This window comes from Novipirellula caenicola, from assembly GCF_039545035.1.
In the GTDB taxonomy this organism is placed as follows: domain Bacteria; phylum Planctomycetota; class Planctomycetia; order Pirellulales; family Pirellulaceae; genus Novipirellula; species Novipirellula caenicola.
In genome coordinates this window covers 79297-104216 of sequence record NZ_BAABRO010000009.1, presented here as the reverse complement: position 1 = coordinate 104216, position 24920 = coordinate 79297, and the positions used below count along the sequence as shown (strand labels likewise).

Here is a 24920-nt window from a genome sequence, read left to right as displayed (position 1 = left end):
CGCCGCAACGCCTTTATCCTCATCGTGGGGGCGACGACGCCGACCGAGCGTTCACCCTTTCTCAACCTCCTGAATCGCGAACTTTCGCGAACCTATTCCATCCAGCGAAGAATCTGATGACCGAAAAAGTTGCCCATTTCATTTTCGACGTGGAGAGTATCGCCGACGGAGAGTTGATTGCCGACGTCCGCTACGGAGGTCAAGGACTTTCACCCGAGGAAGCGATCGCGACGTATCAAGACGAACTGGTCGAACAAAACGGCACCACGTTTATCCCGTACACCTACCAGATTCCGATTTCGGTCGTGATTGCCAAGGTGGCCCGCGACTTTAGCCTGATTGACATCGTTTCGCTCGACGAACCCCACTTTCGCCCTCACGTGATCACCGAACATTTTTGGCGAGGCTGGGAGATGTACGGGCAACCTCAATGGGTGACCTTCAACGGCCGCTCGTTTGATCTGCCGATCATGGAATTGGCGGCCTTTCGTTACGGCATCTCGGCTGCCAAGTGGTTCAAGAACGACGGCTATCGATCGCCGCGAAACCGATTTACCACCGAAGCTCACTTGGATTTGCAAGAGTTATTGACCAATTATGGCGCCGCACGCTGCAACGGCGGTCTGAACCTTGTCGCCCAATTGGTCAAAAAGCCGGGCAAGATGGATTTGCGTGGCGACCAAGTCCAGCAGCAATATGACGAGGGCAAGCTGACCGAGATCAGCGATTATTGCCGCTGCGACGTGCTCGATACTTACTTCATTTTCTTGCGATCGATGGTGTTGATGGGAAAAACCACGATCGACAACGAAATGCAGTTGGTGCAGAAGGCCAAAGAATGGATCCAGCAACGCGCCGATACTTCCGAAGCCTACACCGCGTACCTGAATGCGTGGCGTGATTGGGAAAAACCGCAAGACAAAACGGTCGAAAAGGCAAAGGCGGCCGCCGAGAGCGAAACGCCCGAAACCAGTGAAGCGGCCGAAACCAGCGACAGCTAGCGAGCCGTGCTAGCGACTGTCGCCCCAACCGAGTGTCTTTCATAGCGGAGCGGCGCGAGCCGCCCGGTCAAAATCGGACGTTCTTTCACGCCGCAAACGCCAAAACGCGTGCTCCAACCGGTCACATTGCCTGCGTTGCCGGCAAAGGTGCTAGCAAAAATCCTTTTTAGAACTCACCTTTACCTGCAAGGCGGTTTCCAGCTAGGGTCCTCCATCGGACTTTTCGTTTCTTGGACCTTCTCCAATTTCAAACTAGGTAGCCTGCTAGGGGCATGTTGATGGCTAGACAGGGAAGTCTTTGCCGGCAAACTCCACGTTTCTCCCTTATTTTTAGGGCGAGCCTCCATCGCTGCGCGTTTCTTACCACGCTGATATGGATCGGCGTCCTCGTTGCTACCGGCGGCGTATCGACTGTGATCGCCCAAGATGTTGGCAGTCAAGATGCTAGCAGTCAGCCAACCGAATTTCAGGATGGCGAGCCCGGTGATCCCGATGCCGATTCCATGGCGTCGACGGTCTCTGCCGCATCACTTGGGTCCCCCGCGATCGATAACGATCGACTTGATCTAAACCTGCAACTCGACTGGACCGCCGAGACGCTCCATCGCTGGAACATTGACGTCGAAGTCATCGACACCGAGGCGAATCAATCCAACACCGCAGCCAAAATCACCGAGCTTCGCAACCTCTGCAGCGACCCGACAACATGCGGTTTCCTGCATCGATCGGAAAAAGCCGCTAGCTGGCACTTTCATTCCGCGGTGGCGATGAATTCGGGTGCGGCGGCGTTTCGCGTCCAAGCGGCCAAGACCGCCGAAGTTGTTGTCACGATCCATGCCTCCACCGCCGACGCGCCATTGGCATCCGACGCGGGCGGTTCTGCGGCATCGTCGTCCACCGCCCCAGCCGCCTCGCCCTCGGTCACACGGATTCCAATCACGCAGCTGTTATCGGATCCTCATTCCTCCAGCACCGGTGCGGACGGCCCCGGATGGACGCTGCAGCGAACCAAGAACGATTCCCTTCGCGTTTGGATCGATGCAGCAAAGGGAGTTTCGCCATCGGGTTTAATCTGTGAACCCAATGTCGAATTGCCGCTTTACGTTCGCAGCCACGCGGCTCAAGTTCCAAACGAAGGTGAACTACGGCTACACAGCACGATGATTCGGGTTGCGGACCATCACGTCGTGGCGACCAAGACGTCACCGATTTCGCTTGATTCCGACGGCAACAGCGAACCCATTTTGTTCCAACATGTCGCGCCGGACGAAGCAGGCGTGTATGAGGTTCGCTTTGAATTAGAGCAAGGCCAAAACCCATTGTGGTCACGATGGCGTCGACACAGTCCACCGCTTGCACGCGTGAACCACGTTTTCACCGTATTACCCGCAGCGACCTCGCTTGATGGCCAAGTCAACTTCGAAGCGTGGCCAACGGTTTCGAAAATCAAACCGAGCGAAGGGTCTCAGTGGACGGTGCCAACGTTCTTTAACACTCGCAACAACCCGCTGATCCCGACCAGCCTGATCAAGCAGGATCACCCTCGCAGCAATGCGATTGATGCAGGCCAAAAAATCACCATTGTTCCGGGCGGCAAGACCTTTGAATCGAGTCTAGCCAAACTGCGTCCGGGCCACCCGCACTACGTCACTGTTCGCTATCCCGCCAACCGTGCCATTCACGTGCGACTCGAATTAACAAGCGATGCCGCGACAAACGACGCTGCGACAGAACACACCGCGACGCAATACGTTTTGCTTGATGAAAAACGAGCGTCGGACCGTTATCGTGAAGATCAAAACCAATGGCGCAGCCAATCGTTTCTGTACTACCCTCATGGAAACGACCAACTCCGACTCACCAATTTGGATCTCGATCAAGACGCTGCGATCGAGTCGATCGAAATCAAGGTGGGCCCGCAAGACTTTGCGGTGCGTTCGCCAACACCTCAAGCCACTTCGCAGCTGTCGACCCCAGTGGCACGATCACGCATGTCGATGCTGAACATCGAAGATTTTGATTGGCCCAGCCGGTTGGCGGGCGATGAAGCACAGCGGCTGGCGAAATCCGATTTTAGTGCCGCCGCCATTTCGCTGCATCAATTGTTCGTGGCCACCGAGCGGCTGCAAGCATACGCGTCGGTGCTAGGCGTCAATTCGATTTGCATCTCGGCAAACGAAGGTGGCAAAACGCTGTTTCCCACCGCCGAATTTTTGCCAACCCCAGCCTCGGCGATGGCCGCGGATCACAAACGCCAAACGCAGTGGCTCGATTTGATCCTAAGTCTGATGGACCGCAGCGATTTCCAAGTGGTGGTGGGGATCGATCCCACGATGACGATGCGACATGTGCAGCTGCATGCCCAACCGCAACACAGCCCCGCGCCGTTGTCGCACTACACGTTGATTGATCCTGTGGTTCAGCAAGCGTTGTACGCGTGGATCCAAGAATTGCTGCAGCACACCAATCGTCATTCCTGTTTCGCGGGCATCACGATTCCCTGCAGCGCATCGCATCATACCGCGGCGTTTGACTGCACGGTCCCGCCGAGCGACGCGGTCCTGCGACAATTTGCGATCGCGGTTGGCAAACCGGATGCGACCATCAGTGACGTCCAACATTGGATCCGCCAAGACAAACAGGCTTCGCTACAGAAATGGGCGATCCAATCGAATCGCAATTTTTACACCTCGGTTTCGCATCTACTGGGCAGCAAGCTCTGTTTGTTGACCGAACTTTCGCAAACGCATTTGGCGTCCGACTCGGGGCTATCGCTTGTCGACATGACTTGGCCGGCAGCCCATTCGAACTTGGTCCCGATGACATCGCACAAGCACGAAGGATGGACGACACTGGCTCAGCAGATCGAGGACCAACAAAACGCCAGCCATTATGTTTCGCTGCTGCAACCGATCACCGGTCGCGTCGGACTGGACATGACCCCACACCGCTTTGCCTCTGCGGCAAGCGCCGGAGCGTCGAACGAAACTGTACCGTCCTCGTCACCATCACCCCTGTCACCAGCAACCCCGTCACCGACGACCGTGCCGCCAAGATCCTTGCCAGCCACGATCATTGACCGCTCGCTCGCACCTCACTTGAGCCTGCTGATCGACCGCATCGACCCTCGCGTAGTGATGATCGATCACTTGAGCGTCGGCGGAAGTTTCCCCCAGAATCTGCGGCCTATCCTGCTTGCTTACAATGCAGCGCCGAGTCGACCGATGAAGGAATTTGGGTCGCCCGACCAGGCATCACAGACAGTCCAAGTGCGGTGGGGCATGGAGAACCAACATCTCGTTCTCAGTCTCACCAATCATGCTCCGTGGCCTTGCGAAGTCGACGTCATTTCGAAAAAAGCCATCCGCTGGAAAGAGGTGGGTCAATCCACCGACGTCACTCGGCATAGCGCCGACATGTTGATGTGTACGGTGCCGCTGAACGCGGGACAGTGGAAAGTGATCCGCTCAGAACAGCCACAATCCTCCGATGCTCTGTCGACTTGGGTCTCGCGGGTTCATGGCGATAATCAAACGATCGACAAGATCAAATCGGATGTCACGATTGTTGTCGAACGCTTGGGGATGCTGGCTGACAGCGAACCTTACGCGGTGCTTTCCAACCCTGGATTTGAAGTCGTGGGCGGCATCGGGATCACCGGATGGATGCATGCTCAATACCCCGAAGGCGCGGTGCAAATTGATGAGAACGAAGCGATCGAAGGTCAACGATCGCTCTGTTTGACCACCGCCAACGCGATGGCGACCAAGACTTGGTTGGTCAGCGAAACGATCACGCCACCTAAAACCGGCCGTTTGGCGGTCTCGTTGGCATGCCGAAGTGCCGCTAGCGAGGTGACAACCCCGCACCGCGTCCGTGTCTCGGTCGAGGGAACGCAATCTGGTGCCTCGTTCCGCCATTCCGAAGAGGTCGACGTGCCTCGCAACGGCACATGGCAACCACGCAAGGTGTTGGTCGAAGCCGACAAGATCGATCCGATGACGATGGATTCACTGCGAATCACGATCGACAGTCTGTCACCCGGCAAATTGTGGATTGACGACGTTCATCTGCATGACTTTTTTCCGATGAACAAAGAGCGTGCCGAGTTGCAAAGCCAAGCGTTTCTAGCGGTGCAAGGACTACAGCGTGGCAATTTGGCGCCATCGGCTCGTTTATTGAAGAACCGCTGGGCTCAATTCCTGCTCAATGACACCCGAGTGCGTCCGACCCCGGTGATCAAAGAGGATGCCGAAGAGGTTGCTGCACCGACCGGCGTGGCCGAGCGAATCAAGGGTTGGCTGCCGAAGCCGATCCGTTTTTGAGCAACAAATAGCCCGCCGCGATTTCCACATGGCGGGATTGGGTTTGTCCGCGAGCGTCCCGCCACGTGATCTCGGCGACAAACAACTCGGTGTCAATTTCGATCTTGCGGTAGTGCCCTGAGATCACCTGACGCACCTCACCGCGGTCGCCTCCGATATCGCCTTGGAAATCCAGATAGTGAACCCGGTGATCGGCTAACTTCTCTACTTTCGTAGAAATCCCCTCTGCAAACGACTCAAGCGGCTCGGTAGCCCAGGTTTTTAGGACTCCGTCGACTTCGAACATCCAATCAAAGTGCGGTGGAACGGGGGCCGGCGATTCGGGGCCACGCGTCGCTTGGGAACCGGGGGTGTGCCGCAGGATGACGAAACGGGGTTGAATTGCATTCAATTTTGCTTGCCTCGGCGCCAATTCGCTGGCGAAGAATCATGGTTTCAGTCGAGAAAATAGGGGACCGACGGCCGGTCCGTCCCGATTCGGGATTGACGGTTCGGTAGCGATATCATCATCCTTTTGGCATCGATCCATGCCTCCGTAACGTATGGACGGTTTCCATTAACGAAAACGAGTCTGAACACTCATGTCTAACGCATCCAGCGCGAACGTACAAATCCAGCTTCCCGATGGCACCCTTCACGAGCATCCCGCCAACACCACCGCGATGGATATCGCCAAAGGGATCAGCGAAGGCTTGGCCCGCGGCGTGATTGCCGCCGAGGTCCACGGCCGTGTGGTCGACGCCAACCGCCCCTTGGGCGAATTGAACGACGATGATCAACCGATCCCGTTGCGTTTGTTGACCAGCCGTGATGCCGAAGCCCTTGACGTTCTGCGTCACTCGGCGGCCCACGTGATGGCCCGCGCCGTGATGCGGCTGTACAAGGGCGTTTCGCTCGCGTTCGGCCCCACCACCTCGGGCGGCTTCTATTACGATTTCGACATCCCCGAAAAGATCAGCGAAGACGATTTCCCCAAGATCGAAGCGGAAATCAAAAAGATCATCAAGGACAAAGAGCCGTTTGAACGGTTTATCCTCGATCGCGACGAAGCACGCAAACTTTGCGACGACTTGGACCAGGATCTAAAGGTCGAGCACATCGACACTGGATTGTCGGATCAATCCACTGTCAGCTTCTATCGCCAAGGTGAATTCGTAGACCTCTGCCGCGGACCGCACATTCCGGACGCCGGCAAGATCAAGGCGATCAAATTGATGAGCGTCGCCGGCGCGTATTGGAAAGGCGATGCGTCAGGGCGGCAACTGCAGCGACTATACGGCACTGCGTTCTTTGACAAGAAAGAACTGGCCGCCTACCTCGAACAGCTCGAAGAAGCCAAACGCCGCGACCACCGCGTGCTCGGTAAACAACACGGATTGTTTGCGATCAACCCCGAAGTCGGCCAAGGGCTCTGTCTGTGGCTTCCCAAAGGGGCTCGTGTCCGTGTGACCCTCGAAGAATTCCTTCGCAAGGAACTACTTACCCGCGGTTACGATCCGGTCTACAGCCCGCACATCGGGCGTGTGGAGCTTTACGAAACCAGCGGTCACTTTCCGTATTACCGCGATAGCCAATTCTCGCCCTTGTTCGGCAGCGAAGCCGGCGGATTGGTGGATGCCTGGACTCAGCGGCTAGCGGATGGAACACTCGATCGCGACAGCGAAGAAAAGTTGATGGAAGCCGCCAAGGTGTTGGGCGCGGAATTCCCCGACTACAAAGCATCGGCATCCAGCGAAGACAAACAAAAGGTCCTGCATCGTTGGCAAACCGTCCATGAACGGTATCTGATCAAACCGATGAACTGTCCGCATCACTGTCACATGTTCAAGGCGATGCCGCGGTCGTATCGTCAATTGCCTCTGCGATTGTTCGAATTCGGCACCGTGTATCGACACGAACAAACCGGTGAATTGAATGGGATGCTCCGCGTTCGCGGATTGACTCAAGACGACGCTCATATCTTCTGTACCGGCGATCAAGTCGAACAAGAATTCCGAGCGACCATCGAATTGACCAAGTTCGTACTCAATGCAGTGGGACTGGACGATTATCGTGTGCAGCTAAGTTTGCGAGACCCCGACAGCGACAAGTATGTTGGCAGCGAAGAGAACTGGGATCATGCCGAAGGCGCTCTCCGCGGCGTGCTGGAGAGCTCGGGGTTGGATTTCAACGAAGAACCGGGCGAGGCGGCATTCTACGGTCCCAAGGCCGACTTTATGGTTCGCGATTGCATCGGTCGGTCTTGGCAGCTCGGTACCGTTCAGCTCGATTACAACCTGCCCGAACGGTTCAAGCTCGAGTACACCGGTAGCGACAACTCGACCCATCGGCCGGTGATGATTCACCGGGCTCCGTTTGGATCGCTCGAGCGTTTCACCGGGATGTTGATCGAACACTTTGCCGGTGCGTTCCCCATGTGGCTATCGCCCGAGCAAGTTCGTGTGTTGCCGCTGAGCGACAAGTCGCTTGACTATGCCGTGGCAGTCGCCAAACAGTTCGACGAAGCTGGATTGAAGGTGACGATCGACAACAACGACGGCAAAGTGCAAGCGAAGATCCGCAACGCGCAGCTGGACTTGGTCAACTACATGGCGGTGGTCGGTCCGAAAGAGGCCGAAGCAGGCCAGGTGGCGCTGCGAGACCGAATCGATGGCGATCTCGGATCGATGCCGATTGCCGAAGCAATCGCGCGGCTCAAAGACGAGATCGCGACTCGCAAAGTACGGCAAGCGGTCAAGAGCAGCCTCAGCAGTGCGGCCGCCGTTGACTCGGGTGCCACCGGCCACGAATACTAGGTTCGCGTACTAAGTTCGCGGCTCGCCGGTTCATCACGCCGCACGAAGTCGCCGCTTCCGCGGTGACGACCTAAAAAAACCCCACGCATTTGCGTGGGGTTTTTCTTTTTTTAACTGCGAAGCTTACTCTTCTTCGTCTTCCGACGGAGGCTCGGCGTTGAGCTCTTCGTCCGAGATATTCAACTCGGGATGCGCGTCGATGTAAGCCTGCATTTCATCTCGATCGGTGGGCACGGTCGCAGTGTCTTCCCCGCAACCAACCATCGCACAGCAAGCGGTCAACGATAGCAGTGATAATCGTATTTTCTTCATACAGTTTTTCCAAAATATCAATGGAATGAGAGTGGTGAAATGAGATGGATCTCGAACTTGGTTGACTAGAAATCCTCGATGGTTTCCTTCGAAGCCCGAGTTCCCAAAGCTCCCCAAAGCCCATAAGGACTTTCGCTACCTGGAACCGAATCGGGGTCGGTGTGCTGAGCATGAACGCCGACTTGACCACGGCCCGAATCACCAGCCTCGATCGAATCGGTGACGAACTTCACCGCACCATCTCCCATCAAAACATGCACGCCGCCTTGGTGACGGCTACTCGGTGGCGCGACCGCGATCGAGTAGTAGAAGTTATTGCCGCAGAGCTCGGCGTTGGGCGGCAGGATCGTCAACATTTGAGTATAGATCGGCAACAAGGATGCCCACTTCATTCCACGACGCTCTTCTCCGCTGCCGGTCAAACGGTTCGGCGAGGGCGTTTGGGACCAGAATTGTGGACGTTCTGGGTCGAGACTTTGACGACAAGCCAAGTTTCCGCCCATGTTCAAAATGTTCGAGACTTGGTTATCGGCCAGATGAGTTCGCTTATCACGGTCGCCCAAATCCGTCAGGATCTCGCCTGCAAAAATGGTGTTAGACAATCCATCAAGCACGTCGCGGAACTTCGAATCGAGCTGGACCATGAACGCCCCTCGCTGCGAAGCCCGGACTCGTTGGTACATCGGAGGTGTTCCACCTTTTTGAGTCGCCCCCGTCATCCGATTGAGTGCTCCACCAAACCCGGTGTCACAAGAGTCACCGGTACACATCGCGTAGTTCGTACGACCGGTCGCGGGAAGCCCAATACCGGGGTCGCTCGGGCAACGAAGCGTCGGAATGTTTGTCAACCAAGGATCGTAGTTGCCCCAGTTCAAGTGAGCCGAAAGAGGCATGCCGGGCCAAGGCCCCATCGCGTTGTAGGTGCGAACGTTTCCGCTGCTGTCGGTTGTCTGAAATGGGTTGCTGATTTGCTCCCATAACGCTTGTTGTTCAAAGAACGGCGTCAATGCGACCAAGGCCGATCGCTCGAGACGATTATTGCCTCGCCGCCCGCTTTCGTGGCGACCGGCATGCGTGCCTTGCGTACCGCCGCCGTGAACCGGCAGCTGTTTGTAGGCCGCATGATAGTTGTGGATCGCGAGACCAATCTGCTTGAAGTTGTTGCTACAGCTCATCCGTCGAGCCGCTTCGCGAGCTGCCTGGACAGCTGGCAATAGCAGCCCCACAAGCACCCCAATGATCGCGATTACAACTAGCAGTTCCACTAACGTGAACCCTTTGGCTCGGCTTGATGTTCTCATCATGCTCTTTACCCTCGAAGAAAAGTACAATTGAAAGAATTGGCATCAGACTCGACTTAGCACTGCAAGCAGTACCAGCGGACGGTGCCGCACCGACGTAAATGAGGAGACAAGGTGATTAATCGTCGGATGTCGATGGATGCAGAACGACTCGTTCCGCAGTGATGCCCTGCGATAGCAGTACTTTAACCATAGGGGGTGGGGGATATGAGCGATTGGCCGAATTGATTGCCATGCCGTTAAACTGCGCACAAATCCAGCTTTTTCCCCCTATTTTGAGAAAACTCGGGGTGCACTTAGTTGCTTTTTCACCCGTAATTCAGCCAAATAACCCTGGGTCTTCGGGGCCCACCTTCGAAGCGTTTAAGGGGACATGCAGCGACTGTGCAATCGCGATCGCTTGCAGATCCACGGTCCCGAACGATCAGCACGGTTCGAGGGGGGATCGAATGCACCGGAACTCTCTACCGACCTCTCGGTCCCCCTTTAGAAGTCGACCTATCGGCGGTAGCGGCGGCGATTGAAATTGCCAGCCCGTGTTCAGCAACAGGCCAACGAAACATCTGGATCTGGAACTAACGCGTGGTCCCTGACACCAACTCCTTCGCAGCGGGTAGCCGCGAACGCTCTGTGTCTGTCACCACATCGGCGACTGAGTCGATCTCAGTCGGTTGGCCAGCCGATCGTCGATTTTTGGAGTGTTGTGGCCGACGTTTCCGCCACCATACGATGGCGCCACTGATGTACAGCAGCGCCGGAGTCAGCCCGAAAAACAGAACCGCCCAGCGTCCCATCAAACCAAACGCCTCTCCGTTGTGAAGCGGGAATTGCCAGGCAAAGAACGCGTCGGCGGCTGAGAAGTCTGCCGGGCTTCGGACGCTCAAGACACGACCGCTGTATTGATCCAGGAAGACTTGGGAACGCCCGTAGCTTGTTTGAACCTCATCAGGCTGACGAAATGCGACTTCATAGGTTCCATTCTCGTTCGCTGGTGGATGCAGGTGATCGAATTTGGCATTCGGAAATGTGGATCTCGCGATCGCGATCGCTTCGTCGGGTGTCAACGGTTTGCGAGACTCTTGTGGATCGGAGGTCAGATCGCGGGGCTCTTTACTCACCTCGCTGAAAACACCCGCAACCGACCTGAACACGGCGGGGAATTCCATGTAGACGCCGGTGAAGGTGATCACAGCGAGAAAGCCGGCACTGACGATCCCAAACGTCTTGTGAACGTCATAGTTGAAACGCCGTCCACGACGGATCGCAAATGCGGCACGCCAACTATGTTTCCACAGCGGCCACCAGAGCAAGATTCCCGATCCGATCGAAAGCAAAACCAAAACGCCGATGATGCCGACGATGATCGAGCCGATCCGGCCCGCGACCAATTGAAAGTGCAATCGGTAGATCCATGACATCAAATCCTCACCCCAAACCCGTTGTCCGGTGACCGAAGCGGAATAGGGATCAACGTGAACTGCGATGTACTTGGGTGCTTGATCCGTCCCACCGGCAAACCAAACCGTCCAAACGCCATCATCGACGCGAGGCCGACTGACAGAGAGCGCCTGCTTAGCACCGTCGTCATAGAAGGCTTCCGCCGCGACGATAATCTCGGCCACCGTACGCGGCTGCCCGCTGCGGTTGGTCAGCAATAAATCCGAGTTCAGCCGCTCGTCGATCGCGTGATCGAACACCAATAAACTTCCCGTCAACCCGATCAACACAAACACCAGGCCAATCGTCAGCCCGAGCCAACGATGAGCGAGCAGCCAAAGTTTGCGCAAGCGAAAACGAACCGCACGGTTGCGATCGGCGAGCTTTGCCGTATCGAACGTGTTCATTGCCCCGGCTCCATCTCGGGACCACGCGGAATCCGACGCGACTTGGCGTTTTGAACTTTGGTTTGAAGCTTCACCCCGTCGATTGCGATCGTCGGAAGCGAGTTCTCACCTTCTTCGATCTCCACCTTCCACAGTGACTGTTCCGGACGAGCGAACTGGCCATCCAATTGGTCGGTCATCGCCAAGTCCATCTTGGTGACGTCTAGCGGCCATGTCACAGTCACGTTGTACTCACCGATCGGCGCCCCATCGCCAGCTTCGTACGTCTGCAATTCAAAACGCCCCTCTTGGTCCGCGATTGCCCACGGCCGCGAGTTGCGAACATCCACCTTGCCGCCGACCGGATAAAGCGTGACGACGGCCCCGTTAGCAGCCGTTCCATTGACGGTCACCATTCCCTGTGCCGGGTACGTCGCGGCTTGCCACCCTTCGCGGCATCCAACGCAAACGCATGCAACCAAGATCAAACCAATATTGATTAGAAATCTCATGAGGTTCCCCTAAAACTCGCCAACGACTTCATGACCATCAATCGACGTCAATGCGCTGAGCACGTCCATGTCGATGTTTTCGGTCAAGAATCGAACCGAGCCGTCTGCCAAACTGATTTGCATCCCTCCGGTATGAAACGCATAGGGAGCACCGTAAAGATTGCTGACGTTGATGATGTCCGTGCCCACGAACCAAGTCACATTCGGATTGCCAGTATTGGGGTCCAATTCCACTTGGTAGGGATAGAGCCATCCCGAGTTAAAGTGCCCTGCCCATGCCCTGTATTCTTGAGACCACCACGAGGGCGAGACGGCAGTTCGGCCTTGGACATACAACGCGGCACGACCTGCCGATTCGTATTGCAGAATCGTGTGGCTAAGGCCATCGGTGACATCACGAAACTTGCGAATTTCGTTCTGCTCGAACATCGAACGATTCGGTGCCGGATCGGTGATCCATCCTGTATCGCTACGAATGTGAGCGTAGTCGCAGGTCTGAAATCCGCTATCGGGTTCGGTCGCTCCCGCTTCGGGATTGGACGGACACTGATACGTCCCCGGCATGTTGGTGGCCATGTCAGCGTTCTCGGCATGATCCCAACGGACGTTGTAGTTGTATTGGCTCTCGGCGTTGCCGCCTTCGAGAAAGGGAAGTACGGCAACATTCGCGTGTGCGACATGCAGCGGATCGGCATACAATGCGTCCCAATCGACCCATGCCGGAGGAAGGCTGCGGTGAGTCGATTCGTAGTTGTGCAGTGCCAAGGCAACTTGTTTCATGTTGTTACTGCACTGCATCCGCCGGGCTGCCTCGCGGGCCGCTTGCACGGCGGGCAATAGCAAACCGACCAACACGCCAATGATTGCAATGACGACGAGCAGTTCGACGAGCGTAAACGCCGATTTGTAAGCGCGGCCCGACCGACAGCCGCTAAATGAGCGTGGGTACATAAAAAATCTCCAGCCAAGAGAAAGGGAGGCGTGATGCTTCAAACCCCGCGAAAACGTGTCGGGGGGCGAGTCAAACGTGGCTGGCTAGAGAGATAAACTCGTCGCTGGCTTCGCGGACAATTCAGTTCTTGCGAATCGTTCTCAACAAGCTAGTAGCCGCCTAGAACACCGTCAAGCCGCATTGCCGATGTTTTCGTAGCCACGATCTTGATCGAACGATTGCAAGCATTCTCATCCCGCGGTTCCGGTTGTGACCGACTACTGTTTTCAGTAACGTTGAGGGTAGGCAAAGCCCAAGCCTTGCCCTACTTCGAATGGTCAACTTTTTGATTGGTCGGCCGCAAATGCCTTCATGCGAAGCAAAAGTGGCGGTAGGAAATGCGTGTGCGTCAGCAGCTTGTTCTTGCTGCTCAGATGACCTTGGGCTTCTGCAATCAGAAAACTCAAAATCCGTGGGGTCCTGATTGCGGGTGCCAAAACTGTATTTGCGAAGGTTGCTTCTAGTCTGCACGCGATGGTCGAGTGCGGTTAGGCGACGATATTCTGTGATGCCTTTCCAACAAGGAGTTCTGGCATGTCAAATTGGGTTCGAAGTACCGGTCTTGTGGCTGGTTTGATGTTGTTAGCTGTCTCTGTTTTTGCTCCCTCGCCTGTCCAAGCAGCGGATCCAGCGAAGTCGCAAATCGTGATGACGGTGGGCGAAATGTGCGGCGGCTGCGTGAAGAAGATCAGCAAACGCTTTGAAGGTGTCAAAGGCGTTGCCAAGGTACAGTGCAGCATCGAAAAGAAATCCGTCACCGTGGTCCCCGATCAAGGCGTGCGGCTGAGTCCGAAGGGCGTTTGGGAACTGATGGAAAGTATCGGCAAAACCCCGACCAAGATGGTGACACCAAACGGAACGTTTACGTCGAAGCCCAAGAGCTAGACGCTTGACGTCGTCCGGCTCGCCTTTTCAATCGGCAACGGGGGCGGAGTGAATTCTTCGCCCCGTTTGCCGATCCGAGTGACCCGCTGTCTTACAAGTTTGCGATGCCAAGACACCTAAGGACCAAAGGCCCGGCCATTTACCAGCCGTCGTCAGTAGATCCGAGTAAACGGCCGGACCGTTGGCCCTACAATTCATTGGTTTTCTTGGTCCCAGCCCGTTGGGCTGGGCTAGGTAAACGTCCGGGGCTTTGCCCCTAAATACAAACGCGCAACATCAAAAAGCGTCAGCGAGGGACCTTCAAGCCGTTCGCATCTTGCCAACAAAGGTTCCTCGCTTACGGCGCCGATTCGACCTCTTGTCTTGTTAAGACGCCGTCGCCGTTGGCATCCAAATCATCGAACACTCCGTACAGTTTTTTAGGAGTATCGCTGCGGGCGAGCTTGCCATCGCCGTCGCTGTCGAGTTGCTCGAATTTCTGCAGACGAGCCGCATTGCGAATCAATGCTTGGGCGCGTTCTCGTAGCGTCATCGCGGGTTTCTTCACTCCGTTGCGTGCTTGCTCACTGAGCGGCACGGCATAGTGATAGTAGCCGATCATCATTTCGTCCCACGTTTGATCGCCCCAGCGAACCGTCGCCGTCGGATCGGGATTGTTCAAATTGTCTTCGCTGTTGTCATACGTCGCGGTACAAACGATCCGGCTTCCCTCGGGGACCGCCAGCGGATCCTGTAACACGTAGGTGGTCTGCCAATTGAAATCGTAGTGCGGAATGTCCAGCAGCGTCGATCGTTTGCCCGCCGCCGTTTCCAGCTCATAGCGAAACGATTTGCCCCGCACATGCATGTGCGGACTCATGCTCAACAGCGTCGATTCGGCGGGAAAACGTGGACTGGTTCCCGAGGTCTCGTAATTCGCTTCGCCTGGCGGGATTTTTAGACGCGGCTGTACTGCACTGGTCGTCACGATCTCGTGAGTAACCGATTCAGGATCGGCAAAACAGATCCCCAGCGAACTTTGGTCCTGCTGCTCGGTTCCGACCGGAGTGTAGTGCACTTGAAAAATCAGTTCGCTGCCCGCGGGAATCCGCTTGGCATGCCCCTTGGGCGCCAATTCCAATCGGGCGCCGGGAACATAGCCGACCAAAAAACCACGTGCCGCGTCCAAGCCGCCGCGAGTTCCCTTGGGTGCGGCGAAGGCCAAGATGTGATGAACCACTTCGCGATTGCCCGGTTTCAACTCGGCTGCTTCGATCCACATGTCTTCGTCCAACTTGGGATCAACGCGATAGTACTGATAACGCACCTCGCCGGTCGCGGGAATCGTCACGCTCTCGGTATTGACGGGCACGACCAAATCGGGTTCACGCGGCAGTTGCCATCCGGGAATTTTTTCGGGCAGCGGCGGCAAATCGCTGGCGTCACCTTTGGGCGACCCTGCATCAACCCAGGCATACAAGATTTCTTTTTCTTCGTCGCTCATCATGCGGTCGTTGGCGAACGGCAAGTGATCACCGCTGGCGTGCCACGGTGGCATCCGGCCTTCGCGAACCACCTCGGCCATCATGTCGGACCAACCCGCGACCTCGTCGTAATCGGTCAACGAGAAGGGTGCGATCTCGCCATCACGGTGACACTCGACACACCGCTTGCGTAGAATCTCGGCGACTTGGCCGCCGTAGGTTACGTCACTGTGCTCGACCACTTTTTTGGTCCGGCCGATGATGCATCCGACCGTATCGGTTTGCGGCAGTGAAACCTCACGCCCCGACGTCAATTCATCCAGTGCGATCCGTAGATCGTGACGACGCGGTTCGTCGCGGATGTACCCGATCCCATACTGGTCATCGATTCGGCCGCGATAACGAAGTTCGCGATCGGCGTCGTAGACAAATACCTCCGGCGTTCGCTCGGCAGCGACTTGATCGGCAAACCGATTGCCAGCGTCCTTGAGCAGCGGGAACTCGATCGATTGGCGTTTCGCGAACGACGCGATCTCTTCGAGCGAGTCTTGGCGATTGCTCATCACGCCGATCACACGAACCGACTGCGATAGGTACTGCTGTTGAATTTCCCCCAGCCGGATCGCGTACAATTTGGCCAACGGACACTCGGTGCCCAGCATCGCGACCACCAGTATCGAATCGGACTGGAAATCGTCGAGCTTCCAGGTTCGACCCCGGAAATCAATCAGGTCGATCCGATCGAGCGAGGTGCCGCCGGCGGCCGCAGGGTCGCTAGCGAAAGTTGTCGTCGTGGGTACCGCCACAGACAGTAGGACGACCAGAATGGACGCAATTCGGAAGCGAACGCAATTCACAAAGCACCTTCGAGGGTTGGATAAGGATCGTTGGTTGGAAGAGACTCAGTCAGTTTCCTGTAGCGGAACTCGTCAAGAGTTTCGAGGGGCATACATCAATCAATCGAAAGTCTTGACGGCTTGTTGATTTAGTGAAGTTTCCTGCGGCAAGGGTCGTAAGATGGACTTCCTAGTCCGTCCATGGTGTATTCGACGGACTAGGAAGTCCATCGTACGATTAAAACAACAAGTCGTTGACGACTTCCGCTACGACAAATTACCACAAACTCGATAGGAAAAATGTTTCACAGTGTTGGCACACGCCGCGAACGGAAAACCGTCCTACTTAAATCTTGCATCCCTACTTTCTGGCTCATCCCTACACAATGAAACCACCGAGCGACTCTGATGTTTCGGCGGCTCTTGGCCAGCTGATTGACCCGAGCACCAAGATATCCGATGTACGCGGCGTGGGTGGCGGCTGCATTAGTAACGCCATGCAAATCACGCTTCACTGCGATCGGCTCGGCAATCGTACGGTGTTCGCCAAGGCAAACGAGGCTGGGTTTGTCGACAATTTCCAATCCGAATGCGACGGTTTGACCGCGCTTGCCGCGGCCGAATCGATTTTGATCCCCAAACCACTCGCGGTGGGCACGGCGGCCGGGCGAGCGTGGCTGGTCACCGAGTGGGTGGAAACGAGGCCGCAATCGCAAAATTTTTTCGCCGACTTTGGTCGACAATTAGCGAAGCTGCACCGAGTGACCGCCGGCAGCCAGATTGGCTGGAGAAGCGACAATTTTCTCGGTTCAGCGATCCAGCCGAACACGGCGACTGCAGGCTGGGGCGAATTTGTTGCCGAAAACCGCATCGGTTTCCAGCTCCGCTGGGCCATCGACCAACACCGAGCCGACGCGAAGCTGCGTCGCGATGGCGAGGCGATTGTCGCCGCGATGGCTGAATTATTGTCCGGGCGAGCCGACGAAACCTCGCTGCTGCATGGCGATTTATGGAGCGGCAACTATCTTTGCGGAACCACGGACGACGCCGTGGGTGGTGTCCCGGTGATCATCGACCCAGCGGTCTACTATGGGTGTCGTGAGGCGGAATTTGGGATGCTGAAGCTGTTTGGATCCTGCCCGGCAGAGTTTTACGACGCCTACCAGGCGACTTGGCCGCTGCCCGATGGTTGGCAACATCGCATAAACGTCTATGTTCTTTATCATCTGCTGAACCATTTGAACTTGTTCGGAAGCGGTTACCTTGGCCAATGCCACCAAGTCGCAAGCGAAATCTTGCGTTCGAAGTGATGCGTTTGTCAGGGCACCGCAAAACACCCCATTCCCATCGAACCCCTGAGAAACCGTCATGCTCGCCGCGCGAGTGATCCCCTGTTTGGACGTCCACAACGGACGCGTCGTCAAAGGCACCAACTTCGTCAATCTTCGTGACGCCGGCGATCCAGTCGAAGTCGCACGCCGCTACGAGGCCGAAGGGGCCGACGAGCTGGTGTTTTTGGACATCACTGCCAGCCACGAGGATCGCGACATCATCTTGGATGTCGTCCGCCGCACCGCCGAACAGATTTTCATGCCGCTGACCGTGGGCGGAGGCGTTCGCACGATCGAGGACGTTCGTGCGTTGCTGTCGGCGGGGTGCGATAAGGTTTCGATCAATTCAGCCGCCTGCAAAGACCCCGAATTTGTTCGCCGCGCCGCCGACCGCTTTGGCAGCCAGTGCATCGTCGTCAATATCGACCCCAAACGTGTCCAGCGTGACGGCAACGAGTTTTGGGAGGTTCACATCAACGGCGGACGCACCCCGACTGGATTGGAGGCCGTCGCGTGGGCCAAAGAGATCGAAAACCTCGGAGCAGGCGAGATTGTGCTGACCAGCATGGATGCCGATGGCACCTGTGACGGCTACGACATCCCAATCACCGCCGCGGTCAGCGAAGCGGTCTCGATCCCGGTCGTCGCCAGCGGCGGCGCGGGAGGCCCCCAACACTTGATTGATGCAATTAAACTAGGCAAAGCCGACGCGGTGCTGGCCGCCAGCATTTTCCACTTTGGCCAATTCACGATCGAGGAAACCAAGCAAGCGATGCGAGACGCCGGGATCCCGGTGCGTTTACAGGCCACCGCCTAAAACACCGCTTCCCGCAATGGACGAGTTCGACCAGCCCCACTCTCCCGTAGTGGACGAGGCAACGAGTCCCTTCCCCGGTAGTGGACGAGGCAACGAGTCCCAATCCAGCCGGGAACGATTCCTACTGACCGGGATCGACTCTACTGAGTCATGGATGAAATCGGATGACGAGCAAATTTGGCCGCGAACTTTCGCCGGAATTCTGACATGACAATCTCCTCCTCCAATCCATTTACCGCTCGCTTCCGCGTGCTTTCGCAACCCGAGGACGCCAATGCCAACTCAGGCAACGCCCGTTGCCCGACGGTCTACTGGTTCAATCACGCTGGCGGCACGACCAACACGCTAGCGTTTCGCGTCCGTTCGGCCCCACCGCCGCGTCCGATGCGGTTGCTGACACCGCGGTTGCCCGAGCGTGAAGAGGACTTGGACGTGACGTTTGATGGCGATTTGGAACAACTCGCCCAAAAATTCGCGACGCAAATCGCGGCCGCCTACGAGACCGAATCGGCTGATCAGCAGCCGCCAATGGTGATCATCGGACACAGCTACGGAGGGGCAGTGGCGTACCGCGTCACCAAACAGCTGACGCGTCTGGGAATTTCGCCTCATCGATTGGTGATCTGTTCGACGCGATCCCCTGAGCGGCTTCGCTATCACAAGTCGCTTCACACGCTGGACGATGCGGAATTGATCGAGGACGTCGACGAGCTATTTGGCGGGATTCCTGACAATATTCGTGCCGATGCCGACGCGCTGAGCTTTTTTGTGCGTGCCTTGAGACACGATTTGGCGATTTTTGAGAGCTACGTGCACTCGCCAGGCGACGAAACGCTAGCGGTCCCAATCACCGCGATTTGCGGGACCGATGACCGTGCGATCGACTTGGCCGATATGCAGGGATGGAGCCGGATGACGTCGGCGGCATTCCGGTTACGAGCGATCCAGGGTGACCATTTTGCCCCGTTGCAGCGGATGGCCGAAGTGCTTGAGATTGCCACCTGGGACCTGTGACCGGGTTGACCGCCACGCGGGCCGATGCGACAGTCTTCTATTGGCGAATCGTCCACGTTTGCGTCGCCGGTTTTGCGATCCCGTTGCCACTCCCTCTAACCCGTGCTGAATACCCGTGCCAGACCTCGTTCCCGTTCGTAATGCCCTGATCAGTGTCAGTGACAAAATGGGCTTAGCCGATTTTGCCATTGGCCTCCAAAACGCGGGCGTCACCATCTACAGCACTGGTGGCACACGCAAGCATCTCGAGGAATCGGGCGTCAGCGTCGAAGACGTCGCCGACTACACAGGATTCCCTGAAATGATGGACGGCCGCGTGAAAACGCTGCACCCCAAGATTTTCGGCGGCATCCTTGGCATCCGCGACCGCGACGACCACGTCGACAGCATGGACGAGCACGACATGGTCCCATTTGACCTGGTCGTCGTGAATCTGTATCCGTTCGCTGCAACCGCCGCTCGCCCTGGTGCCACCCGCGAAGAATGCGTCGAACAGATCGACATCGGTGGCCCTAGCCTAGTGCGTGCCGCCGCCAAGAATCATCACTACGTCGCGATCTGTACCAGTTCAGAACAATACGGCGACCTGCTTGAATCCATCGAATCAGGCGGATCGACGTTGGCTCAGCGGCGTAAACTCGCCGGCGAAGCGTTCGAGCACACGGCGTCCTACGACCGCGCGATTGCCGATTACATGCAAGGTGAATCGTTGACGGGCGAGTTCCCTTCGTCGCTGCACTTCTCGCTCAAGCGAAAAGCCCAACTGCGATACGGCGAAAACCCTCACCAACGAGCTGCGTTGTACGTTGATCCATCGGTTCGCTCGGTCAACCTCGTTTCGGCTCGCCAGCTGAACGGCAAAGAGTTGTCCTACAACAACCTGTTGGACTTGGACGCTGCTCTCGAAATCGTTCGTGGCTTTGCTCAACCCGCTGCCTCGGTGATCAAGCACAACAATCCATGTGGCGCCGCAACCGACGCCAAGATCGCGCGGGCATGCCGCAAAGCCCTCGCCGGCGACCCCTTGAGTGCGTTTGGTAGCGTGTTGGGATTCAACCGCACCGTCGACATGGAAACCGCCGAGATGTTGTGCGAGCCCGGCTTGTTCATCGAAGCCATCGTTGCCCCCGATTTCGAAGCCGGTGCGGTCGGCCTGCTCACCACAAAGCCTCGCTGGAAAGAAAACGTGCGACTGATGCAAGTCGGTCGACTCGACGATGGCCCCGCTGCATTCCAGCGACGTTTCATCAGCGGCGGCATGTTGATCCAAGACGCCGATCGCTTGACCAGCGTCCCGCTGCAGTGGAAGACCGTCACGGAGACCCAAGTCGCCGACGAACTTTGGGACGATGTCTCGTTTGCCTGGGAAATGGTTCGCCACGTCAAGAGCAACGCCATCGTGTTGGCCAAAGACACTGCATTGATCGGCGTGGGTGCGGGCCAAATGAGCCGCGTCGACAGCGTTGAAATCGCGATCGACAAAGCGGGCGACCGTGCCAGCGGATCAGTGCTGGCGTCCGACGCGTTCTTCCCCTTCCCCGATTCGATCGAATCGGCTGCCGAAGCGGGCGTCGTTGCGGTCATTCAACCCGGTGGATCGCGACGCGATTCCGAGGTCATCGATGCTTGTAACAAGCACGGGCTACCGCTGGTTCTCACCGGACGTCGACATTTCAAACACTGATGAATGTCCTCGATAAAATTTTGGTCGAGACTCGTAAAACGATTCTCGCCGACAAAGCCAAGCGGTCCGAAGCCGAACTCGAAGCGGCAATTGCGGATCTGCCTCCGTGCCGTGATTTTCACGCCGCATTGGCCTCAGGAGATGCGGTTCAGCTGATCGCCGAAGTCAAACGTGCGAGTCCTTCGGCGGGATTGATCCGCCAAGATTTTGATCCGGTTACGATCGCGTCGTGCTATGAAAAGGCGGGTGCCGCATGCATCAGCGTTTTGACCGACGCACCGTTCTTTCAAGGATCGCTCGACTACCTGCGAGACGTTCGCGCGGCGATTGAGCTGCCGATCTTGCGAAAGGATTTTATTGTCGATCGCTATCAACTGCTTCAGGCGCGTGACGCAGGCGCCGATTGCGTGCTGTTGATCGCCGAGTGTCTTTCGGCCAGCCAACTGTGCGAGCTGCACCAACAAGCAGCAGAGCTCGGTTTGCAAACGCTTATCGAGCTATTTGAACCGCAATACCTGGACGCCGTGTTGGCGACGGGCACCTCGTTAGTCGGGATCAACAACCGCGACCTAAAGACCTTTCACACCGATCTGGAACACACCGTGCGAATGTGCGAGTCGATTCCGCGTGATCGGTTGGTCGTCGGCGAAAGCGGCATTCGCACGCATGACGACGTGCTGCATCTTGGCAAAGCAGGCGTTAAAGCCGTGCTGGTGGGCGAATCGCTGATGCGTCAGGACGATATCGAAGCCGCCACGCGTCGATTGATCGGCAAATAAGCATCGGCCACACGCTTGGTGCTCATTCGGCCGTGGACGCAGCGATCCACGATCTTCGGCCCCACGTCACCTCCGGCGACCACTATACTGGACGCAGTTGCCTGCGGCCTGCGTGGATTCATGCGTTTGCATCGGCGACACCTGGTTGTTCGTCAAAATCATCACGCAAAACGCAAGTGAATTCAGCATGAGGGGTCTGCCGCGGACAAGCTCGGTATCGCGAACGGTTTTCCTGTTTTTGATCGCGGCGATGCTTGGGATGGATCCCACCGATGCGGTCGAGCCGGATGTGGTCGAGCCGAACGTGGTCAATGCAGACTTGCTAATCGTTGGCGGCACCGAGTCGGGTTGTGCCGCGGCGGTCCAAGCGGCTCGGATGGGCGTGCAAAAGATTGTTCTGGTCAACGATATCGAATGGCTCGGGGGCCAATTCAGTGCCGAGGGACTTGGTGCGATCGATGAGAACCGGGCCCACAAGTACAACGGCACCGTGCCCATTCCTCGCTCGGGCTTATTCCGAGAAGTGATCGACGCGATCGAAACCAAAAACGCCCAGCTCTATGGCGGCATCCGCCGTCCTGGAAATACGCGTGTTATCACGACGGCGCGACCGGTGGTGTCGGAGTCGGTGTTTCGCGATCTGCTTGCTCCGTATGAGCAGTCAGGCCAAATCCAGCGATTCTCGCACTATCGGCTTGCTCGCGTTTTGAAGGACCATGACACGGTTCGCGGCGCCGAATTTGTGAGCACCGACACCGCACCACAAACAAACTCATTAACCGTTCACGCTCGGATGACGATCGACGCCAGCGATTGGGGCGACGTGATCCAGGCGTCCGGTGCACGCTGGGATACCGGCATCGATGCAAAATCGGAATTCGGCGAACCCAGAGCTCCGCAAACGAATCAACCGGCCACCGATCTGGCTCCGATCACCTATTGCATGATCTTGGTCGAACAGGATCAGCCGTCGCTGTTCCCGCAGCCGTCAACGTACGACCCTCGTTACTTTACGGGGACCTGGGGATGGATCGACGAACATTTCGCCTACACGACGCGGAGATTGGTGGACGGTAAAGGTTTCGCGGAGATTGATCACGCGGATGTGTTGCTGATCAATTCACCACAGATTGACTATCCGCTCGACTCGCTGCCGGCCGAAGTGGTGACCGCGTTGGAACAAAGCGAAGCCGGCGCTTCAACAAAAACGATCGTTGCCATGACACCGGCACAGCGAGAGATTGTCTTTGAGGATGCAAAACGTCATACGCTTCGTTACTACTACCATCTGCAACAGAGCTTTCCCAAATTCCGCCGCATGGCGTTAAGTGACGAATTCGGTACACCCGATCGTTTGCCGCCAAAACCGTATGTTCGCGAGAGCCTGCGACTGGTTGCTCGACACATCATTCGAGAACAGGAGGTGGATGGTTTTGGCGGCTATGCAAACTATGCGACGACCATGTTCCCCGATGCGGTATTCTCGTGGCAATTCGAAAAGGATTTCCACCCGACTCAGCGAAGATGGGTCAGCGACGAGGGGAACGCAGGCCCATGGGAAGCCACGTTCCGAGGTAAACGCCGCTTTGGTCTCGGCGGAACAGGACGTGCGGTCTTTCCACTGCGCGCACTTGTCCCTGAGAAGATCAATGGACTATTGGGGGCCCAAAAGAACCTGGGCTACACCAGCATCGTGGGCTCATCATGCCGGTTGCATGATCAATCGATGCATGCCGGCCAAGCCAGTGGCGCGGTAGCCGCAATCAGTCTGCGAAACCACATTGATCCGGCCTCGATGTACCTTGCCCCCGATCAACTTGCCCAAATCTGGGATGGCCTGTTGAATCCCGGCACAGGCGCGCCACTGGCGATTTGGCCGTTTTCAGACACCGATCCCTACGACACTGGATTTGTCGCGATCCAGCAACTTGCACTGCGTCGACTGCTCGGCCTTGGCCCCACCGATACCGCGTTTCAGCCAGACCAAATGGCGACCAAGGCGTGGACCCAACTGGTCAACGACGCAGTGGTCGATGCGGGTTATTCCGCTGCATCGTTCGACTTCAAAGGGACTGCCACTCGCCGCGATCTTGCAATCTCGCTGTGGAACCACTTGCAATCACAACCCATTCCCGATCCCATTCGCATCCGGGCTCAAGATGCGGATGACGATGGCATCGCGGATGCCGAAGATCCATTGCCCTTTACCGCTGGAACGGTTTCGTGGCAGCGACTTCCGGAAACCGATGGCATTCCTTCGTCGCACGCTCGCTATCCCGCTAAGACGATCGCCATCAACTTTACCGCTGCAGAATCCGCCGCGATGCATCCGTTTCGCAATGACATCGGCCATCGATTTTCGACCAAGACAGGTTACGGATGGCGGAACGATTTGCGTGACCACACACGATGGCGAGCCACCAAGCTTGGACCACTCCGCGACGGATTTGTTTTCACACGTAAACAGGATGTGTGGGAGTGCGAGGTGGACAACGGGAAATGGCGGGTGCATGTTTGTCTGGGAGACGCGGAACACGAACAGACCGGACAATTTTTGCAAATCGAGAACATCAAGGTCGCCGAGGACGTTGCCACCGCCGCGGGCTACTTCCACGAGACGACGACCGATATTGAAGTCGACGATGGCCGCATCACGTTGACGCTCGGCACGCCCCACGGTGGAAGCAATACGACGATCAATTGGTTGATTGCCGAGCCGATCCAATCGGCGGAATCGACAACGAAGTGACGCGGCGTGACGATTCAGCGGGTACACTGAAAAGCGGAAGGACTTGCCGAAGGTATGCTTTGGAAAGTCTTCCTTCGAGCCGGGACTCTCGACGGGTTGTTGGTTTAATGAGCCGCTCTCGCGTCAGCGGCCGGGTCCCAAGCAAGTCCCGGTGCCTTACGGCCACGGCTCACCATTCCGATTGACATTTGGATTAAATCAACAAGCCGTTAACGGCTTGTTGATTTAGTGAAGTTTCGTGCGGCAAGGGTCGTATGATGGACTTCCAAGTCCGTCAATGGTGTATTCGACGGACGAGGAAG

At 56.8% G+C, this 24920-nt stretch carries 17 protein-coding genes; 10 read left to right on the top strand and 7 right to left on the bottom strand.

All coding sequences use genetic code 11. The features are described 5' to 3' along the window. The first annotated feature begins 116 nt into the window (after positions 1 to 116). Both ABEA92_RS17760 and ABEA92_RS17755 read left to right on the top strand, forming a co-directional pair. Positions 117 to 1001: a 3'-5' exonuclease gene (locus ABEA92_RS17760; protein ID WP_345685185.1), complete on the top strand. Its 885-nt coding sequence runs from the start codon at positions 117 to 119 to the stop codon at positions 999 to 1001. Positions 1002 to 1414: 413 nt separating this feature from the next. Further along, on the top strand, positions 1415 to 5326 hold the full coding sequence (locus tag ABEA92_RS17755; protein WP_345685184.1) for a hypothetical protein: 3912 nt from the start codon (positions 1415 to 1417) through the stop codon (positions 5324 to 5326). On the opposite strand, the gene ABEA92_RS17750 is transcribed toward ABEA92_RS17755, so the two are convergent. Further along, on the bottom strand, positions 5292 to 5717 hold the full coding sequence (locus ABEA92_RS17750) for a hypothetical protein (protein ID WP_345685183.1): 426 nt from the start codon (positions 5715 to 5717) through the stop codon (positions 5292 to 5294). The genes ABEA92_RS17755 and ABEA92_RS17750 overlap by 35 nt on opposite strands. 190 nt (positions 5718 to 5907) lie before the next feature. Between ABEA92_RS17750 and thrS the strand changes: the two genes are divergently transcribed. After that, on the top strand, positions 5908 to 8121 hold the full coding sequence (gene thrS / locus ABEA92_RS17745) for a threonine--tRNA ligase (RefSeq protein WP_345685182.1): 2214 nt from the start codon (positions 5908 to 5910) through the stop codon (positions 8119 to 8121). Positions 8122 to 8244: 123 nt separating this feature from the next. Here the strand turns inward: thrS and ABEA92_RS17740 are convergent, their stop codons facing one another. The 5 genes from ABEA92_RS17740 to ABEA92_RS17720 all read right to left on the bottom strand — a co-directional run bounded on the left by ABEA92_RS17740 (position 8245) and on the right by ABEA92_RS17720 (position 13020). Further along, positions 8245 to 8433, bottom strand: coding sequence for a hypothetical protein (locus tag ABEA92_RS17740; RefSeq protein WP_345685181.1), 189 nt, complete (start codon positions 8431 to 8433; stop codon positions 8245 to 8247). A 65-nt stretch (positions 8434 to 8498) separates the two neighbouring features. After that, entirely contained in the window at positions 8499 to 9734 is a 1236-nt protein-coding gene (locus ABEA92_RS17735; protein WP_345685299.1) for a DUF1559 family PulG-like putative transporter, read from the bottom strand. 575 nt (positions 9735 to 10309) lie between these two features. After that, a complete protein-coding gene (locus ABEA92_RS17730; protein ID WP_345685180.1) occupies positions 10310 to 11578 on the bottom strand; it encodes a PepSY-associated TM helix domain-containing protein in 1269 nt (422 codons plus the stop codon). Continuing rightward, positions 11575 to 12069: a hypothetical protein gene (locus tag ABEA92_RS17725; protein WP_345685179.1), complete on the bottom strand. Its 495-nt coding sequence runs from the start codon at positions 12067 to 12069 to the stop codon at positions 11575 to 11577. The genes ABEA92_RS17730 and ABEA92_RS17725 overlap by 4 nt, the downstream gene beginning before the upstream one ends. Before the next feature lie 9 nt (positions 12070 to 12078). Further along, complete coding sequence (locus tag ABEA92_RS17720) at positions 12079 to 13020, bottom strand: DUF1559 family PulG-like putative transporter (protein ID WP_345685178.1); 942 nt, start codon at positions 13018 to 13020, stop codon at positions 12079 to 12081. A gap of 574 nt (positions 13021 to 13594) precedes the next feature. On the opposite strand from ABEA92_RS17720, the gene ABEA92_RS17715 reads away from it, so the two are divergent. Continuing rightward, positions 13595 to 13945 (top strand): heavy-metal-associated domain-containing protein, encoded by a 351-nt coding sequence (locus tag ABEA92_RS17715; protein WP_345685177.1) that lies wholly within the window; start codon positions 13595 to 13597, stop codon positions 13943 to 13945. Positions 13946 to 14282: 337 nt separating this feature from the next. On the opposite strand, the gene ABEA92_RS17710 is transcribed toward ABEA92_RS17715, so the two are convergent. Continuing rightward, positions 14283 to 16265 (bottom strand): redoxin domain-containing protein, encoded by a 1983-nt coding sequence (locus tag ABEA92_RS17710; RefSeq protein WP_345685176.1) that lies wholly within the window; start codon positions 16263 to 16265, stop codon positions 14283 to 14285. A gap of 365 nt (positions 16266 to 16630) precedes the next feature. Here ABEA92_RS17710 and ABEA92_RS17705 point away from each other — a divergent pair, with 365 nt between their 5' ends. The 6 genes from ABEA92_RS17705 to ABEA92_RS17680 all read left to right on the top strand — a co-directional run bounded on the left by ABEA92_RS17705 (position 16631) and on the right by ABEA92_RS17680 (position 24618). Next, positions 16631 to 17554, top strand: coding sequence for a fructosamine kinase family protein (locus ABEA92_RS17705; RefSeq protein WP_345685175.1), 924 nt, complete (start codon positions 16631 to 16633; stop codon positions 17552 to 17554). Between the two features lie 58 nt (positions 17555 to 17612). Next, positions 17613 to 18392 (top strand): imidazole glycerol phosphate synthase subunit HisF, encoded by a 780-nt coding sequence (hisF, locus tag ABEA92_RS17700; protein WP_345685174.1) that lies wholly within the window; start codon positions 17613 to 17615, stop codon positions 18390 to 18392. 207 nt (positions 18393 to 18599) lie between these two features. Further along, the gene (locus ABEA92_RS17695) at positions 18600 to 19406 is read left to right on the top strand and encodes a thioesterase II family protein (protein ID WP_345685173.1); all 807 of its coding nucleotides are present in this window, start codon (positions 18600 to 18602) and stop codon (positions 19404 to 19406) included. 166 nt (positions 19407 to 19572) lie between these two features. Then, positions 19573 to 21090, top strand: coding sequence for a bifunctional phosphoribosylaminoimidazolecarboxamide formyltransferase/IMP cyclohydrolase (purH, locus tag ABEA92_RS17690; RefSeq protein ID WP_345685298.1), 1518 nt, complete (start codon positions 19573 to 19575; stop codon positions 21088 to 21090). After that, positions 21090 to 21869, top strand: a complete 780-nt coding sequence (gene trpC, locus ABEA92_RS17685) for an indole-3-glycerol phosphate synthase TrpC (RefSeq protein WP_345685172.1) — start codon at positions 21090 to 21092, stop codon at positions 21867 to 21869. The genes purH and trpC overlap by 1 nt, the downstream gene beginning before the upstream one ends. Before the next feature lie 187 nt (positions 21870 to 22056). Next, positions 22057 to 24618 carry an FAD-dependent oxidoreductase gene (locus tag ABEA92_RS17680; protein ID WP_345685171.1) on the top strand — a complete coding sequence of 854 codons (2562 nt, stop codon included), beginning with the start codon at positions 22057 to 22059 and terminating at the stop codon, positions 24616 to 24618. The last annotated feature ends 302 nt before the right edge of the window (positions 24619 to 24920 follow it).